Annotated in this window: 13 protein-coding genes and 1 tRNA gene; 7 read left to right on the forward strand and 7 right to left on the reverse strand. The window is 62.8% G+C overall.

Translation table 11 applies throughout. From position 1 onward, the window contains the following. Positions 1–72: 72 nt before the first annotated feature. The 4 genes from ACP92_RS10600 to ACP92_RS10615 all read right to left on the reverse strand — a co-directional run bounded on the left by ACP92_RS10600 (position 73) and on the right by ACP92_RS10615 (position 4,271). Complete coding sequence (locus ACP92_RS10600; RefSeq protein WP_013234110.1) at positions 73–2,334, reverse strand: RelA/SpoT family protein; 2,262 nt, start codon at positions 2,332–2,334, stop codon at positions 73–75. A gap of 35 nt (positions 2,335–2,369) precedes the next feature. Further along, positions 2,370–2,573, reverse strand: coding sequence for a DNA-directed RNA polymerase subunit omega (rpoZ, locus tag ACP92_RS10605; RefSeq protein ID WP_008112385.1), 204 nt, complete (start codon positions 2,571–2,573; stop codon positions 2,370–2,372). A 59-nt stretch (positions 2,574–2,632) separates the two neighbouring features. Next, complete coding sequence (gene gmk / locus ACP92_RS10610) at positions 2,633–3,271, reverse strand: guanylate kinase (RefSeq protein ID WP_013234111.1); 639 nt, start codon at positions 3,269–3,271, stop codon at positions 2,633–2,635. An 85-nt stretch (positions 3,272–3,356) separates the two neighbouring features. After that, entirely contained in the window at positions 3,357–4,271 is a 915-nt protein-coding gene (locus ACP92_RS10615) for a YicC/YloC family endoribonuclease (protein WP_013234112.1), read from the reverse strand. A gap of 324 nt (positions 4,272–4,595) precedes the next feature. Between ACP92_RS10615 and rph the strand changes: the two genes are divergently transcribed. The 7 genes from rph to ACP92_RS10650 all read left to right on the forward strand — a co-directional run bounded on the left by rph (position 4,596) and on the right by ACP92_RS10650 (position 12,556). Continuing rightward, on the forward strand, positions 4,596–5,324 hold the full coding sequence (gene rph, locus ACP92_RS10620; RefSeq protein WP_013234114.1) for a ribonuclease PH: 729 nt from the start codon (positions 4,596–4,598) through the stop codon (positions 5,322–5,324). A 153-nt stretch (positions 5,325–5,477) separates the two neighbouring features. Beyond that, entirely contained in the window at positions 5,478–6,068 is a 591-nt protein-coding gene (gene rdgB / locus ACP92_RS10625; RefSeq protein WP_013234115.1) for an RdgB/HAM1 family non-canonical purine NTP pyrophosphatase, read from the forward strand. After that, entirely contained in the window at positions 6,065–7,309 is a 1,245-nt protein-coding gene (gene hemW / locus ACP92_RS10630) for a radical SAM family heme chaperone HemW (RefSeq protein ID WP_013234116.1), read from the forward strand. Before rdgB ends, hemW begins: the two co-directional genes overlap by 4 nt. 142 nt (positions 7,310–7,451) lie before the next feature. Continuing rightward, a complete protein-coding gene (locus ACP92_RS10635; RefSeq protein ID WP_013234117.1) occupies positions 7,452–8,651 on the forward strand; it encodes an EAL and HDOD domain-containing protein in 1,200 nt (399 codons plus the stop codon). A gap of 5 nt (positions 8,652–8,656) precedes the next feature. Then, the gene (locus ACP92_RS10640) at positions 8,657–10,708 is read left to right on the forward strand and encodes a putative bifunctional diguanylate cyclase/phosphodiesterase (protein ID WP_013234118.1); all 2,052 of its coding nucleotides are present in this window, start codon (positions 8,657–8,659) and stop codon (positions 10,706–10,708) included. Positions 10,709–10,935: 227 nt separating this feature from the next. After that, positions 10,936–11,463 carry a superoxide dismutase family protein gene (sodC, locus tag ACP92_RS10645; protein ID WP_013234119.1) on the forward strand — a complete coding sequence of 176 codons (528 nt, stop codon included), beginning with the start codon at positions 10,936–10,938 and terminating at the stop codon, positions 11,461–11,463. Between the two features lie 49 nt (positions 11,464–11,512). After that, positions 11,513–12,556, forward strand: a complete 1,044-nt coding sequence (locus tag ACP92_RS10650) for a zinc ribbon domain-containing protein (RefSeq protein ID WP_041310620.1) — start codon at positions 11,513–11,515, stop codon at positions 12,554–12,556. Positions 12,557–12,682: 126 nt separating this feature from the next. On the opposite strand, the gene ACP92_RS10655 is transcribed toward ACP92_RS10650, so the two are convergent. The 3 genes from ACP92_RS10655 to ACP92_RS10665 all read right to left on the reverse strand — a co-directional run bounded on the left by ACP92_RS10655 (position 12,683) and on the right by ACP92_RS10665 (position 14,906). Further along, positions 12,683–12,776, reverse strand: a tRNA-Ser gene (locus ACP92_RS10655). A 143-nt stretch (positions 12,777–12,919) separates the two neighbouring features. Further along, positions 12,920–14,173: an aspartate kinase gene (locus ACP92_RS10660; RefSeq protein ID WP_041310622.1), complete on the reverse strand. Its 1,254-nt coding sequence runs from the start codon at positions 14,171–14,173 to the stop codon at positions 12,920–12,922. A gap of 451 nt (positions 14,174–14,624) precedes the next feature. Further along, the gene (locus ACP92_RS10665) at positions 14,625–14,906 is read right to left on the reverse strand and encodes a DUF4148 domain-containing protein (protein WP_013234122.1); all 282 of its coding nucleotides are present in this window, start codon (positions 14,904–14,906) and stop codon (positions 14,625–14,627) included. Positions 14,907–15,078 lie beyond the last annotated feature (172 nt).

Raw genomic sequence — 15,078 nt, forward strand, 5'->3', positions numbered from 1 at the left:
AGTTGGACAAACGCCCGCAATTGCGGGCGTTTGTCATTCCGGAAGGATCGGCCAGCTTCCCGCGATCAGCATTCAGCCGCGTTCACGCAGGATACGCGCCACGCTGTCGATACGCCGTATGCCCCGCATGGTGCGCGCCAGGTGGACCCGGTCTTCGACCTGGATGGTGAAGCGCAGGTACTTCATCGAGGCATTGCCGCCTTCGTCGTCCATGGCCACCGAGACGATGTTGGCGTCCGATTCGCCGATCTCGGCCGCAATGCGCGCCAGCGTACCGCGTTCATTGTGGATCAGGATGGTGATGCGGCAGTCGAAGCGGCGGTTCAGGTCCTGCCCCCAGACCAGTTCGATCCAGCGGTCGGGCTCCTTCTCGTGCAGGCGCTTGGCGGTGTCGCACTCCTGAGTGTGGACGATCAGGGTCTGGTCGGCCTTGAGATAGCCGGTCAGGCGGTCGCCAGGAATGGGCATGCAACAGGAGGACAACTGCGCCGACGCCCCTTCGCTGCCGGTGATGACCACCGGGTCGGGCTTGTTGGGCAGCATGTGGCCTTCCGGATCGAGCTGCGGCACGCTCACGCCGGTGTCCATCATGGTCATGATGTGGCGCGCCACCAGCGGGGCCATGCGGGTGCCGATGCCGATCTCGGCATACAGGTCATCCATGGTCTTGGCGCTGGATTCGTTGAGCAGGCGCTCGACGATATGGGACGGCAGTTCCGGTTCGATGCCCAGGGTATGCAGCGCATTGCCCAGGAGACGACGACCCACGGCCTGCGACTCGACCTGGTTGGCGGTGCGCAGGCGATGGCGGATCGCCGAGCGCGCCTTGCCGGTGCGCACATAGCCCAGCCAGTTGGGGCTGGGGCGCGAGGTCGGCGAGGTGATGATCTCGACGATGTCGCCGTTGTGCAGCTCGGCGCGCAGGGGGGCGGGCTCGTGGTTGATGATGGCCGAGGTGGTCTGGTCGCCGATGTCGGTGTGGATGCTGTAGGCGAAATCGAGCGCCGTCGCGCCACGGGGCAGGGCGATGATCTTGGACTTGGGCGTGAAGACGTAGACCGAGTCGGGGAACAGGTCGACCTTGACGTGCTCCAGGAACTCGGCCGAATCGCCGGTCTGTTTCTGGATGTCCAGAAGCGACTGCAGCCAGGCATGGGTACGCTGCTGCAGGTCGGTCAGGCTGCCTTCGTCATCCTTGTACAGCCAGTGTGCGGCCACGCCCGACTCGGCCACGCGATGCATTTCGCTGGTGCGGATCTGGAATTCCACCGGCGTGCCATAGGGGCCGATCAAGGTGGTGTGCAGCGACTGGTACCCATTGAGCTTGGGGATGGCGATGTAGTCCTTGAACTTGCCCGGCATGGGCTTGAACAGCGAATGCAGGGTGCCCAGCGCCACATAGCAGTTGGCGAAGCTGTCCACCACCACGCGGAAGCCATACACATCCAGCACCTGCGAGAAGCTCAGGTGCTTGTTGCGCATCTTGCGATAGATACCGTAGAGGGTCTTTTCGCGGCCATCGACCTGGGCCGGGATGCCGGCGGCGATCAAGGTGCTGGTGACCGATTCCATGATCTTGGTCACCACTTCGCGGCGGTTGCCGCGTGCCGCTTTCACGGCCTTGGAGAGGGTGCGGTGGCGCAGCGGATGCAGGTGCGCGAAGGACAGCTCCTGCAATTCGCGATAGATGTTGTTCAGGCCCAGGCGGTGCGCGATGGGCACATAGACTTCCATGGTCTCGCGCGAGATGCGGCGCTTCTTCTCGGGCGGCATGGAGCCCAGCGTGCGCATGTTGTGCAGGCGGTCGGCCAGCTTGACCAGGATCACCCGCACATCGCGGGCCATGGCCAGCAGCATCTTGCGGAAATTCTCTGCCTGCGCCTCGACCTGGCTCTGGAATTCGATCTTGTCCAGCTTGGACAGGCCATCCACCAGCGACGCCACGGAGGCGCCGAAGCGTTCGATCAGCTCTTCCTTCTTGACGCCCTGGTCTTCCATCACATCGTGCAGGAAGGCGGCCATCATGGCCTGGGCGTCCAGCTTCCACTCGGCGCAGATCTCGGCCACCGCCAGCGGGTGCGAGATGTAGGGTTCGCCGGACTTGCGCATCTGGCCCAGGTGCATCTCGTCGGCGAAGCGATAGGCTTCCTTGACCTTCTTCAGTTCGGAAGGGGTCAGATATTCTTCGAGCTTGGGGATCAGATGCGCGAAAGTCGCCACGCCGCTGTGGGCGGCCGGGGCGACTTCGGTGGGAGCTGCGGTGCGGCCGGAACCGGCGGCACGTTTGGGGCTAGGTGTGGCTGATAAGGTGGAGTCGGTAGTGGTCAGGCTCATACTTGTCCGTTATCAGCTTCATGGACGAGCCAGGATCAGGCCGGAACCTTCTTCAGCATTTCCACGCCGACCTTGCCAGCGGCGATTTCGCGCAGGGCGGTCACGGTGGGCTTGTCCTTGGCGTCGACCTTGGGAGTATGGCCTTGCAGCAGCTGGCGGGCGCGGTAGGTGGCCGACAGGGTCAACTGGAAACGGTTGGGGATCTGCTTGAGGCAATCTTCGATGGTGATGCGGGCCATGAGTAACTCCTGAATGACGGTCTTGCGTGTGGTTGGATCGGTCCGGCGCCCTGGCAGGCTCAGCTCGCGTGGATGCCCAACTGGGTGAACAGGTAGGCGTTGCGGGCGGCTTGTTGCGGGAATCGGCAGCGGGCTGCCTGGACAATGGCCGTCAGCTCCGATAAAGCGACGGCAAACTCTTGATTGATAATAACATATTCGAACTCCGGAGAGTGCGCGATTTCGCCGCCCGCGGCCAGGATGCGGCGGGTGATGACGTGCGGCTCGTCCTGGCCGCGCTTTTTCAGACGCTCTTCCAGGGCGGCAATGGAGGGCGGCAGGATGAAGATGCCGATGGCGTTGGGAAACTGCTTCTTGACCTGCTGCGCGCCTTGCCAGTCGATTTCCAGCAGCACATCGGTGCCGTTGGCGATCTGGTCGGCGATCATCAGACGCGACGTGCCGTAGTAGTTGCCATGGACTTCGGCCCATTCGAGGAATTCGCCTTCAGCCTGGCGCTTCAGGAAATCTTCCGGATCAGTGAAATAGTATTCACGGCCATGTTCTTCGCCCGGACGCGGTGCGCGGGTGGTGAAGGAGATCGACAGCTTGATGGCCGGCTCCTGCTTGAGCAGGGCGTTGACCAGGGTCGATTTGCCGGCGCCGGAGGGGGCGACCACCATGAAGAGGCTGCCGGAAGTGGGTTTTTGGACGGGCATGATGTCCTCGCTGAAAAATGTCTTTTGGCTAATGTTGTCGGGTAGTAAAGGGCGGTGCTTGCGCCGCCGGGAGTTCGCCCTTAGGTCACTCCAGATTCTGTACCTGCTCGCGCATCTGGTCGATCAGCAGTTTCAGTTCCATGGAAGCGTCGGCCAGCTCCTTGACGGCGGCCTTGGAGCCGACGGTATTGGCTTCGCGGTTGAGCTCTTGCATCATGAAATCCAGGCGCTTGCCGACCTGGCCACCCTTCTTGAGGATGTGGCGGGTCTCGGCCAGGTGCGCCGTCAGGCGCGCCAGTTCTTCGGCGATATCGATGCGGATGCCGTAGAGGGTGACTTCCTGGCGGATGCGCTCCAGCGATTCCTCGCGGGTAGCGACCGGCGCCGCGCCATTCTGCGTCTGCAGGGCCAGGCCCAGGGCTTCGGTCATGCGGTCGGTGGCCTTCTGCTGGAACTGCTCCACCAGTTGCGGCACCATCGGCGTGATGCGCGCGACAATCGCTTCCATCGCATCCACGCGCGCCAGGATCACGGCCTGCAAGGCCGCGCCTTCACGGGCGCGGGTGTCGACGAAGGCGTCCAGGGTCTGCTGCAGGGTGGCCAGGATGTCTGCCTGCAGGGTTTCCTGGCTGATCTCGGCTTCTTCCATCACGCCGGGCCAGCGCAGCAATTCGTTGACCGACAGCGGCGCCGCGTCGGGGAACTGGGCGCGCAACTGGTCCTGCAGGGTGGCCAGTTGCGCCACCACGTTGCTGTTGAGCGCCTGGCTGTTGGCGCTGGCGACCTTGCGGCCGAAGGACAGGCGGCATTCCACCTTGCCCCGGACCAGGCGCCCCATGATGGCTTCGCGCAGCAGCGGTTCGACCGCACGCAGGTCATCGTTGATGCGGAATTGCAGGTCCAGGAAGCGCGAGTTCACGCTCTTCATTTCCAGGGTGACCGTGCCGGCGCTGGTTTCACGGGTGGTGACGGCATAGCCGGTCATGCTGTAGATGGTCAAATCGAGGCTCCGTAGCGCGGGGCGGCATGCATGGCGCAACCGCGCTGTCAGGTTGGATGGGCTTGCGGGCGTGGCCGGGCAGGTCGGGATGAGGCATCACGCGGCGCGACGGCGGGCGGGTCATCCTTTACAATGCCGGACTTGAACGTTGCGGCGGCCGCCTGTGCGGTCTGGCCGGAACGAACGATGCCCGCTCGGAGCCCGCATTTTAAAGAAGATTGGCCGCCGCGCGCCATCAAAAGATCAAAAACGGCGGTTTTTCAACCTTATCGTTCATCCCGGCCGCCGTTTTCCAGCATTTTCGTACTCAATACAAGGATTCCCATGACAGCATCCCATCGCCCCAGCGGCCGCAGCCCCGAGCAATTGCGCGAGGTGCGCCTGACCCGTCAATACACCAAGCATGCCGAGGGTTCGGTGCTGGTCGAGTTCGGCGATACCCGGGTGCTCTGCACCGCCTCCATCGAGGAGAAGGTGCCCGGCTTCCTCAAGGGCAAAGGCCAGGGCTGGCTGACCGCCGAGTACGGCATGCTGCCGCGCTCCACCCACACCCGCATGGACCGCGAAGCCGCCAAGGGCAAGCAGTCCGGCCGCACCCAGGAAATCCAGCGCCTGATCGGCCGCGCCTTGCGCGCCGCCTTCGACCTGGAAGCCTTCGGCGAGCGCACGCTGCAGCTGGACTGCGACGTCCTGCAGGCCGATGGCGGCACCCGCACGGCGGCTATCACCGGCGCCATGGTGGCGGCGTATGACGCCTTCGCTGGCCTCAAGAGCCAGGGCTTGATCGAGGCTATTCCGGTCAAGCACTTCGTGGCGGCGATCTCGGTAGGCGTGTTCAAGGGCGTGCCGGTGCTGGACCTGGATTACCCGGAAGACTCGGACTGCGATACCGACATGAACGTGGTCATGACCGACGCCGGCCATTTCGTGGAAGTGCAGGGCACCGCTGAAGGCGCCGCGTTCGACCGCGCCACGCTCAATGCCCTGCTGGATCTGGCCCAGCAAGGTATCGCCACCCTCAACGGCTTGCAGAGGCAGGCATTGGGGCTGTAAAGGCGGGCAGGGTGTGCGTCGGCGCGCCGACGCGAATACCCTTACAATGCCGCTATCGAGGACGCCATGTTGCCACAGGACATGGCGTTTTTCATTGCGCCGCGGCGCTTTCGCCCAGGCGCAGCGCACCTGGCAACAAATGAGCAGACAAGCATGGATACCAAGCAAAAGATCGTGATGGCGTCGAACAACGCCGGCAAACTCAAGGAATTCGCCAGCCTGCTGGGCGGCATCGGGCTGGATGTGCGGCCACAGGGCGAGTTCGACGTGCCCGAGGCCGAAGAGCCATTCGCCACCTTCGTCGAGAATGCCCTGGCCAAGGCGCGTCACGCGGCACGCCTGACCGGCCTGCCAGCGCTGGCCGACGATTCCGGCGTCTGCGTCAATGCGCTGGGCGGCGCGCCTGGGGTGTATTCGGCGCGCTACGCTGGCGAGCCCAAGTCCGACGCCGCCAACAACGCCAAGCTGATCCGCGAACTCGCTGCCCATGCCGACAAGTCGGCCTATTACTACTGCGTGCTGGTCTATGTGCGTCACGCCGATGATCCGCAGCCGGTCATCGCCGACGGCGTCTGGAAGGGTGAGATCGTCGAGCAGGCGCGCGGCGAGGGCGGTTTTGGCTATGACCCGTATTTCCTGCTGCCCGCACTGGGCAAGACTGCCGCCGAACTGAGCGCGGCCGAGAAGAACGCCGTGTCGCATCGTGGCCAGGCCCTGCGCGCGCTGGTCGAGAAGCTGAAATGATCTCCATCAAACCGGTTCCCGTCACCGCTGTGGCCGGGCAGGGCGCTAGCGGGCCGGCCCAGGCGGCGCTGGCCTTTCTCAAGCCTGGCAGCCTGCAGTTGACGGCCTTGCCGCCCTTGTCGCTGTACGTGCATTTCCCCTGGTGCGTGCGCAAGTGTCCTTACTGCGATTTCAATTCGCACGAGGTCAAGGACGGGTTTCCCGAACAGGAATACCTGGACGCCTTGCGGCTGGACCTGGAACAGGCGCTGCCCCTGATCTGGGGCCGCAAGATCTATTCCATCTTCATCGGCGGCGGCACTCCCAGCCTGCTCTCGGCGGCAGGGCTGGATCGCCTGCTCTCGGACCTGCGCACGCTACTGCCGCTGGACGCCGACATCGAGATCACCATGGAGGCCAATCCCGGTACCTTCGAGGCCGACAAGTTCCGGTCCTACCGGGACAGCGGGATCAATCGCCTTTCCATCGGCATCCAGAGCTTCAACAGCGCCCACCTGCAGGCGCTGGGCCGTATCCATGATGGCGGCCAGGCGCACCAGGCGGTGGAGATCGCCCATGCCAATTTCGACAACTTCAACCTCGACCTGATGTACGCGCTGCCGCAGCAAACGCTGGAGCAAGCCCGCACCGACATCCAGACTGCCATCGACTTTGCGCCGCCGCACCTGTCGTTGTACCACCTGACGCTGGAGCCCAACACGCTCTTCGCCAAGTTCCCGCCAGCGGTGCCGGATGAGGATACCAGTGCCGACATGCAGGACATGATCGGCGAACTGACTACCCAGGCCGGCTACGGCAATTATGAAGTGTCTGCCTATGCCCAGCCGGGCCGGCGTGCGCGCCACAACCTGAACTACTGGCAGTTCGGCGATTACCTGGGCATCGGCGCGGGTGCGCATTCCAAGCTGTCTTTCCCGCACCGCATCGTGCGGCAGATGCGCTACAAGCACCCGCAGGCCTATCTGCAGCACATCAAGGCCGGCACTCACATTCAGGAAGAGGCCGAGATCGGTCGCGACGCCCTGGGCTTCGAATTCATGCTCAACGCCTTGCGTCTGACCGAAGGCTTCCCCCCCAATCTGTTTGCCGAGCGCACCGGCCTGGCGCTGAACCAGATCGGCAAGCAGCTCGACCTGGCCGAGCGCAAGGGCATGTTGTACCGCGATCATGCCCTGATCCGTCCGACCCCGCTGGGACGGCGCTTTCTCAATGACCTGCAGGAAATTTTCCTGTCGGGATAAAGCACTGTTGCAAGGCGGGCTTTATCAGGTATATTTAGCAAAAATTTAATTTTAATTAAGTATTCTGCTGGGAAACTTTTCTGGGGTTTTTCACCATGTCAGGGCGCCTCGGCAGGCTAACGCGGCGCGCCAAGCTAAAAATATGGCCTTACAGGACAAAAGCCTTCCCTTTCCACTCGTGTTCTTGCAGCCCGTTGCCGACGTGCATCACGTCTGGACCGCGCTGTCCCTGCATATTTCGCCAGCGGTGGAAGATGGCAGCGCCCTGTTGGCGAGACTGTTCAACGAATTCGAGCTGCATGACGCCCTCGGCGGCCTGAACTGCATCATCCCCGTGAGCGACCCGGCCAGCTTTGCGCCGGAATTCCGCGAGCAATTCCCGCAAGGCCAGCTGGCTCTGCGGGTGCCGGTGGAGCATTGTGTCGATCCGGCCCGCATCGATGCGCTGGACTGGCTTTACAGCCGCGGCTTCTCCATCCTCGCCGACGGTCTGCCTGCGCAGGGGGCGAGCGTCTTCCCCTTCGTCGAATCGATCGTCCTGGACGCCAGCATCGGCAAGCTGCCTGAGACTGCGCAGTGGCTGCATGGCCTGCGCGGCCCGCATCTGGCCGAGAACGTCGCCGATGCGGTGCAGTTCGATGCTTGCCGGGTGCAAGGCTTCCGTTGGTTCTCGGGCGACTATGCGCTGCATCCCGACAGCCGTCTGTCGCAGAAGAATTCGATCTCGCGGGCGCGGCTGCTCAAGCTGCTGGAGCTGGTGGCGCGCGACGCCGACGCCAATGAGCTGGAGTCGCTGCTCAAGCAGGATCCGGCCTTGTCCTACCAGCTGTTCAAGCTGGTCAGCTCGGCCGCCTTCGGCTTCTCGGCGCACATCACCAATTTCACCCAGGCCATCAACCTGCTGGGCCGCCGCCAGCTGCAGCGCTGGCTGCAACTGCTGCTGTATGCCCGTTTCCCCGGCGACGAGTCGGCCAATCCGCTGCTGCCCCGCGCCGCCGCGCGCGCGGCGATGATGGAGGCGATGGCGCAGTGTATCGACTGCACCCAGGAAGAGCTGGACCGCGCCTTCATCACCGGCATGTTCTCCCTGCTCGACATCCTGCTGGGAATGCCGCTCAACGACATCATCGAACCCCTCAAGCTGCCTGTCGACATCGTCAACGCCCTGGTGCGCCGCAGCGGCCGCCTGGGCAAGCTGCTCGACGTGGTCGAACGCTCCGAGGATGGCCGCATCCCCTTGCGCCATTCCGATCTGGATGCGGCCGGCCTGGATGCCGAGGTGTACTGCCGCTGTCTCATCCAGGCCTTCAACTGGGCCACACGCGTCAGCACCGAGGCGTGATCACGATGCTTTCCTCCGTTGGCACCGACGATCTGGCATGCTGCTCGGCATTGCTGGAGGCCATGCAGAACCTGCACGGCATGGCGCTGCATGCGGCGCTGGGAGGGATTGCATCGGGCTTGCTCAAGCGTCCGGGCGGGCGTTATGTGATCGGTGCGAGCGCACCGGTCGAAGGCGGCCTGTGCCAGCCGGTGCAATGCGAGGGCGCCTTGTTCGGTCACTTCGTCTTCCCGCCCTTGACCCGTCCGTATTCCGATCAGGAGCGCCAGCGCCTGGCCATGCTGGCCGCCTTCCTGGGGCGCTTGATGCAGGGGCGTGCCGACACCGAACAGCGCGTGCGCGCGCTGGACCAGATCGAAGCCAAGCTGGAACAGCAGGCCCAGATTCTGAACCAGATGCACGAGTCGGTGATCACGATGGATCCGGCCGGCTTCATCACCAGCTGGAACCGCGGCGCCGAGCAATTGTTCGGCTATTCGGCCATGGAAGCGATCGGCCGCAATGTCTTGTTCCTCTACGAGAACGAAGACGAGGAAGATTCGCTGCACGACCTGTTCCTGGAACACGGCGGACGCGAAATGGAAGTGCGCCGGCGCAAGAAGTCGGGCGAAGTCTTCTGGGCCAGCCTGTCCTTGTCGGTCATGCGCGACCAGAACGGTCATCCCATTGGCTTGATCGGCTATCTCAACGACATCACCGAGCGCAAGAATGCCGAGAAGCTGATCCATCACCTGGCCTACTACGATGCCTTGACCGGGCTGCCCAACCGCACCTTGCTCACCCGCACGGTAGATCAGGCGCTGGAGGAGGCGCGGCACGAGAACCTGCATGGCTGCGTGATGTTCATCGACCTCAACCGCTTCAAGCCCATCAACGATACCCTGGGTCACGTCGCCGGCGACATGCTGCTGGTGGAAGTGGCCATGCGCTTGCGCCGTGCCTTGCGCGAGCAGGATGTGGTCGCCCGCCTGGGCGCTGACGAGTTTGCCGTGGCGCTGTTCGGGATCGACAAGGATTCTCCGGCTTACGTCGCCCAGAAGCTGCTGGCCTTGTTCGACGATCCCTTCTTCATCGATGGCCACGAGCTGCGCGTAGGCGCCAGCATCGGCGTGAGCCTTTACCCGGAAAACGCCACCGATACCGAAACCCTGCTGCGGCTGGCCGATATCGCCATGTACCGCGCCAAGCAGGGCGGCGAGAACAATGAAGGCGGCTACGCCTGCTACAGCGAAGAGATGAACCGCAACACGCTGGACCTGTTGCGCATCGAAACCGGACTGCTGCACGCCTTCGAATACAACGAACTGCTGCTGTACTACCAGCCCAAGGTCGACATGCAGACCCTGGCCATCACCGGCGCCGAAGCGCTGGTGCGCTGGCAGCATCCGGAGCGCGGCTTGCTGTTGCCGGGCGAGTTCATTCCCATTGCGGAAGAGACCGGCCTGATCGTCCAGCTGAGCGACTGGGTGCTGGACGCAGTGTGCCGCCAGGCGCGGGCCTGGAAGGATGCGGGGCTGCCGCCTATCCGCATCGCCTTGAATGTCACCGCGCGTGAATTCACCCGCTCGCTGCCCGATCGCGTGGGCGCGGCGCTGGAGCGGCACATGCTCAGCGGTGAATGGCTGGAGCTGGAGATCACCGAGAGCATGCTCATGCACAGCACCGACCGGGTCATCTCCATCATGGAAAAGATCTGCGGCCTGGGCATCACCGTTTCCCTGGATGACTTCGGCACGGGCTATTCCAGCCTGTCTTACCTCAAGCGTTTCCCCATCAATACCCTCAAGATCGACCGATCCTTCACCATGGGCATTCCCGACGATACCAATGATTGCGCCATCGCCAGCGCCATCATCGGCATCGCCAAGCAGCTGCGCCACAAGGTCATCGCCGAGGGCGTGGAAGATGAAAAGCAGTTCAATTTCCTGCGCGAGGCCGGCTGCAACGAGCTGCAGGGCTATATCTTCTCCCGCCCGGTGCCGGCGCCGGACTTCCATGCCATGTTGCTGGAAGGGCGCAAGCTGGCGCTGGAGTCCGCGTCCGCCAGTCAGGCCTAGTCAGCTTGCTGACCTGATGCGCCAAGGGCGCATTTCGCATTCGCATTTCATGTTTCCCCATTGTCCATCGTCGTGGCCGGCCCTATGCTGGGAGGGGCGCGCAGACGTCCGACCCAGGTATTCGTCTCGAATACTGCCCAGCTTGGGCGACGCTTTTGGGCTTTCATCGGCACTCGGACCCGTAATGCGTCTAATGTTGAACGCTTTACCAACCATAGGAAGAGACCATGAAACACATCATTGCAATGGCCGCCCTGGTGGCTGCCACCTCAGCGTGGGCGGCGGACGAGCCTCCCATCAAGGTAGCCATCCATCTTGTGAATGCCCAGGGACTGGCCGCGCCTGCGGGCGAGGTGAGCATCCGGCAGACGCCGTATGGCTTGCTGTTCCAGCCGGCGCTGTCGGGGTTGCCGGCGGGTCTTCACGGATTCCACGTACATCAGAACCCGTCTTGCGAGCCGCTCAGCAAGGACGGCAAGATGGAACCGGCCATGGCAGCCGGCGGACATTGGGATCCGGACAAGACCGGCAAGCATGAGGGACCGTTCGGCCAGGGCCATCTGGGCGACTTGCCGGCAATCTATGTGGGCGCAGATGGTCGCGCCGACTACCCGGTGCTGGCGCCACGTATCAAGACGCTCGACGAAGTGCGGGGCCATACCTTGATGGTGCATTTCGGTGGTGACAATCACTCTGACCACCCGGTGACCCTGGGTGGCGGCGGGGCGCGCGTGGCGTGCGGCATCATTCAGTGATCAATGGGGCCGGGATGGCCCCTTTTCATGCAGAGGGTGGAGAGTATCCATGAACAAAGGTTTGCGCTTGTCGGAAAAGTGGTTTCGTTTTGGGTTGTGGCTGGTAGCGCTGGTGTTTGCCGGATTCCTGATCGGGCTGGGTGGGACCGTGGTGGACAATCTGCCGCGCGTCGAACGCACCCACCAGATCGACGAATTCATCGATGCTGAATCAGCAGCGCCGCTGCGGCAGGTGATCACGAAATCCAGCGCCGATCTGCGCGTCCTCGATGAGACCTACCGACAGGCCGAGCTCAGGCATGCCCAGGCCAGGGCCACCACCATGGCGGCGCAGCAGACCTTTTCCAACTGGCTGGCCGCCCGCGACGTGACGCGCCGGTCTGACCAGGATGCCGAGGTGATCCGTCGTACCGCCAAGCTGGACGAGCTCAAGGAGGATGAGCAAAAAGCGCTGCAGGAGCTGCAGCAGTTGCGGCAGCGGCGATTGTCGCTGGAGCAGGCGGAGCGGGGTGCGCAGCGGGAGCTGGATGGATTGCGCGAATCAGCGAGGCACAAGCTCGAACAGGTCGCGCGGCAGCAGGAGCTGCGGGTCTTCTTGTACCGCCTTGCCCTGACCTTGCCGCTATTGGGCGTGGCCGGATGGCTGTTTGTGCGCAAGCGCCAGAGCATGTACTGGCCTTTCGTCTGGGGATTCATCCTGTTTGCGCTGTTCGCCTTTTTCGTCGAGCTGGTGCCGTATCTGCCCAGTTATGGCGGTTTCGTGCGCTATCTGGTGGGCATCGTGGTGACCATCGTGGTGGGCCGCCAGGCGATCCTGGGACTGACCCGCTACCTCGAGCGGCAGAAGCAGGCTGAAGCATTGCCCGATGTCGAGCGCCGCAAGGAGCTGAGCTACGACATTGCGTTGACCCGGCTGGGCCGCAAGGTGTGTCCGGGATGTGAACGCGCCGTCAATCTCGACGATGCCGCTACCGATTATTGCCCGCATTGCGGCATCTGCCTGTACAACCGCTGTGAGGGCTGCAGCACACGCAAGAACGCTTTTTCGCGGTTTTGTTTTTCCTGTGGGCGGCAGGCTGCTGGGATAGCCTAGCGGGGGGCAGCTGCAAGGGCTGCTGCGGCTGAATTGTGATTGTGGCGAACGCGGCAGCCCAGGAAGGACGGCAACGTCGAGCAAGCAATAAAAAAGCCCCTGTAAAAACAGGGGCTTTCATATTTCTGGCGGAGACGGAGGGATTCGAACCCTCGATACAGGTTTAAGCCCGTATGCTTCCTTAGCAGGGAAGTGCCTTCGACCACTCGGCCACGTCTCCACACTGAAGGCTGTTATCGCATTGCTGCGTTGCCTCAGCGAAGACCGAGATAATATCGTCTCATTTGCATCCGGTCAACAGTCGTCTTGCAAATAAACACTGTTTTTTCACCGGTGCGGTCTTCGCCTTGAACGGTGCGTGATTTACTTGGCGCTGTCCAGGTCAAACGCCTTGTGCAGGGCGCGCACGGCCAGTTCCATGTACTTCTCGTCGATCAGCACCGAGATCTTGATTTCCGAGGTGGAGATCATCTGGATGTTGACGCCTTCTTCGGACAGGGTGCGGAACATCTGCGAGGCGATGCCCACGTGGCTGCGCATGCCTACGCCCACCACCGAGACCTTGGAGACCTTGGTGTCGCCGTTGATGGCGGCGGCGCCGATGTGCGCCTTGACGCTGTTGTTCAGCACTTCCACAGCCTTGGCGTATTCGCCGCGCGGCACCGTGAAGGTGAAGTCGGTCTTGCCTTCCACCGACTGGTTCTGGATGATCATGTCCACTTCGATGTTGGCGTCAGCCACCGGGCCCAGGATCTGGTAGGCGATGCCCGGACGGTCAGGCACGCCCAGCACGGTGATCTTGGCTTCGTCGCGGCTGAAGGCGATGCCGGTGATGGTTGCTTGTTCCATGTTCTTGTCTTCCTCAAACGAAATCAGGGTGCCGGAGGCGGCTTCTTCGGCCAGCGGCGTGAGCGGGTCGGTCAGCGAGGACAACACGCGGGTCGGCATCTTGTAGTTGCCGGCGAACTCGACCGAGCGGATCTGCAGGACCTTGGAGCCCAGGGAGGCCATTTCCAGCATCTCCTCGAAGGTCACGGTCTTGAGGCGACGGGCTTCGCTGACCACGCGCGGGTCGGTGGTGTAGACGCCATCGACGTCGGTGTAGATCAGGCATTCAGCGGCCTTGATGGCCGCTGCCACGGCCACGGCCGAGGTGTCGGAGCCGCCACGGCCCAGGGTGGTGATGTTGCCGTCGGCGTCCACGCCCTGGAAGCCGGTGATGATGACGATCTTGCCAGCGTTGAGATCCTTGCGGACCTTGGCGTCGTCGATGGAGCGGATGCGCGCCTTGGTGAAGGCCGAATCGGTCTTGATGGGGACTTGCCAGCCGGCGTAGGAGACGGCCTGCTTGCCCAGCGCCTGCAGGGCGATGGCCAACAGCGCTACCGAGACCTGTTCGCCCGTGGAAGCCAGCATGTCCAGTTCGCGGCCGTCAGGCTGGGCCATGATTTCCTTGGCCATGCCCAGCAGGCGGTTGGTTTCACCAGACATCGCCGAAGGCACGACGACGATCTGATGGCCTGCGTCGTGCCATTTGGCAACGCGCTTCGCGACATTCTGGATGCGCTCGATCGAGCCCATCGAGGTGCCGCCGTATTTGTGAACGTATAAAGCCATAGGGGATAAAAATAGGTGGCCCGACTTTGACAAGAAAACCCTTAGCTAGGCCGGAAGGAACAAACCCTTGACTTTACATGCGGTGCGCCAAAATCTCAAGGAAAAGCTGGGCAGGATGGGCGTTCGCGCGCGATTTTTGCATGTGGCGATGCAGCATTGCAGTGAGCGAAGGCGGCCAGGTTTGCGCGTTTTGCCGAACGGGCTAACGGACCATGCAAATTTGATGCAGGAAAGAACGCTCAGGCGGGAGGAAGATGCTGCGCGCGGAAGGAGGAAGAGGAGGGCGGGGCACCAGCTGTCATGCGCCGGCAATGAGAGAGGGCGACATGGCAGTTGGTGCTGCGGTACGGAGTGCTGCGGTACTGCGGTAAGGCATGGGCTTGCCGGGCTGGACGGTTCAGACGCGGTCAGCGGAACGCATCAGCTGTGCAAGCTAACGGACACGCTGCGATCAGGCGCCGCTATAGAGGTCTTGCTGGGCGGTGCTGCTGGCCTGGCGCAGTTGGTTCTGCACGTCCTGGCGGCTCAGGGTGGAGGGCGCCTGGTGAACGATCGGGTACTCATTGCGCACGGCGATTTCACCGTTGGCGCGGGCGCGGACCAGTTCGGCCTGCACGTCAGCACGGGTCTTGGTGGAGTGGAAGGCGGTTTCCGGCGGATACGGAGCCTCGGCCATGGCAGCGCCAGCGGCAGCCAGCAAGGAAGCGGCAACGACGATATTCTTGATGTTCATGATCTTGTCCTCTGTGTGGGGTGAGTAGGGAAAGCTCCGCAGACGCCCTTTGCGGGAGGGGTGCTCTCCTTATGGGAAAGCCCGCTACAGGCATCTGGCGGAACCGGCCAGTGCTTGTTGCAATGCGCTAACCGATGTCTGAAGTGTAAATATTGCCAACGCAAAGAAAAAT

Source organism: Herbaspirillum seropedicae (genome assembly GCF_001040945.1).
GTDB classification, from domain to species: Bacteria; Pseudomonadota; Gammaproteobacteria; order Burkholderiales; family Burkholderiaceae_D; genus Herbaspirillum; species Herbaspirillum seropedicae.

Coding starts and splice junctions, on each gene's coding strand:
- hemW (WP_013234116.1), top strand. CDS start 6,065: ATGATCTCCATCAAACCGGTTCCCGTCACCGCTGTGGCCGGGCAGGGC.
- ACP92_RS10650 (WP_041310620.1), top strand. CDS start 11,513: ATGAACAAAGGTTTGCGCTTGTCGGAAAAGTGGTTTCGTTTTGGGTTG.
- rpoZ (WP_008112385.1), bottom strand. CDS start 2,573: ATGGCCCGCATCACCATCGAAGATTGCCTCAAGCAGATCCCCAACCGT.
- ACP92_RS10660 (WP_041310622.1), bottom strand. CDS start 14,173: ATGGCTTTATACGTTCACAAATACGGCGGCACCTCGATGGGCTCGATC.
- ACP92_RS10600 (WP_013234110.1), bottom strand. CDS start 2,334: ATGAGCCTGACCACTACCGACTCCACCTTATCAGCCACACCTAGCCCC.
- ACP92_RS10640 (WP_013234118.1), top strand. CDS start 8,657: ATGCTTTCCTCCGTTGGCACCGACGATCTGGCATGCTGCTCGGCATTG.
- rdgB (WP_013234115.1), top strand. CDS start 5,478: ATGGATACCAAGCAAAAGATCGTGATGGCGTCGAACAACGCCGGCAAA.
- ACP92_RS10635 (WP_013234117.1), top strand. CDS start 7,452: ATGGCCTTACAGGACAAAAGCCTTCCCTTTCCACTCGTGTTCTTGCAG.
- gmk (WP_013234111.1), bottom strand. CDS start 3,271: ATGCCCGTCCAAAAACCCACTTCCGGCAGCCTCTTCATGGTGGTCGCC.
- ACP92_RS10665 (WP_013234122.1), bottom strand. CDS start 14,906: ATGAACATCAAGAATATCGTCGTTGCCGCTTCCTTGCTGGCTGCCGCT.
- rph (WP_013234114.1), top strand. CDS start 4,596: ATGACAGCATCCCATCGCCCCAGCGGCCGCAGCCCCGAGCAATTGCGC.
- sodC (WP_013234119.1), top strand. CDS start 10,936: ATGAAACACATCATTGCAATGGCCGCCCTGGTGGCTGCCACCTCAGCG.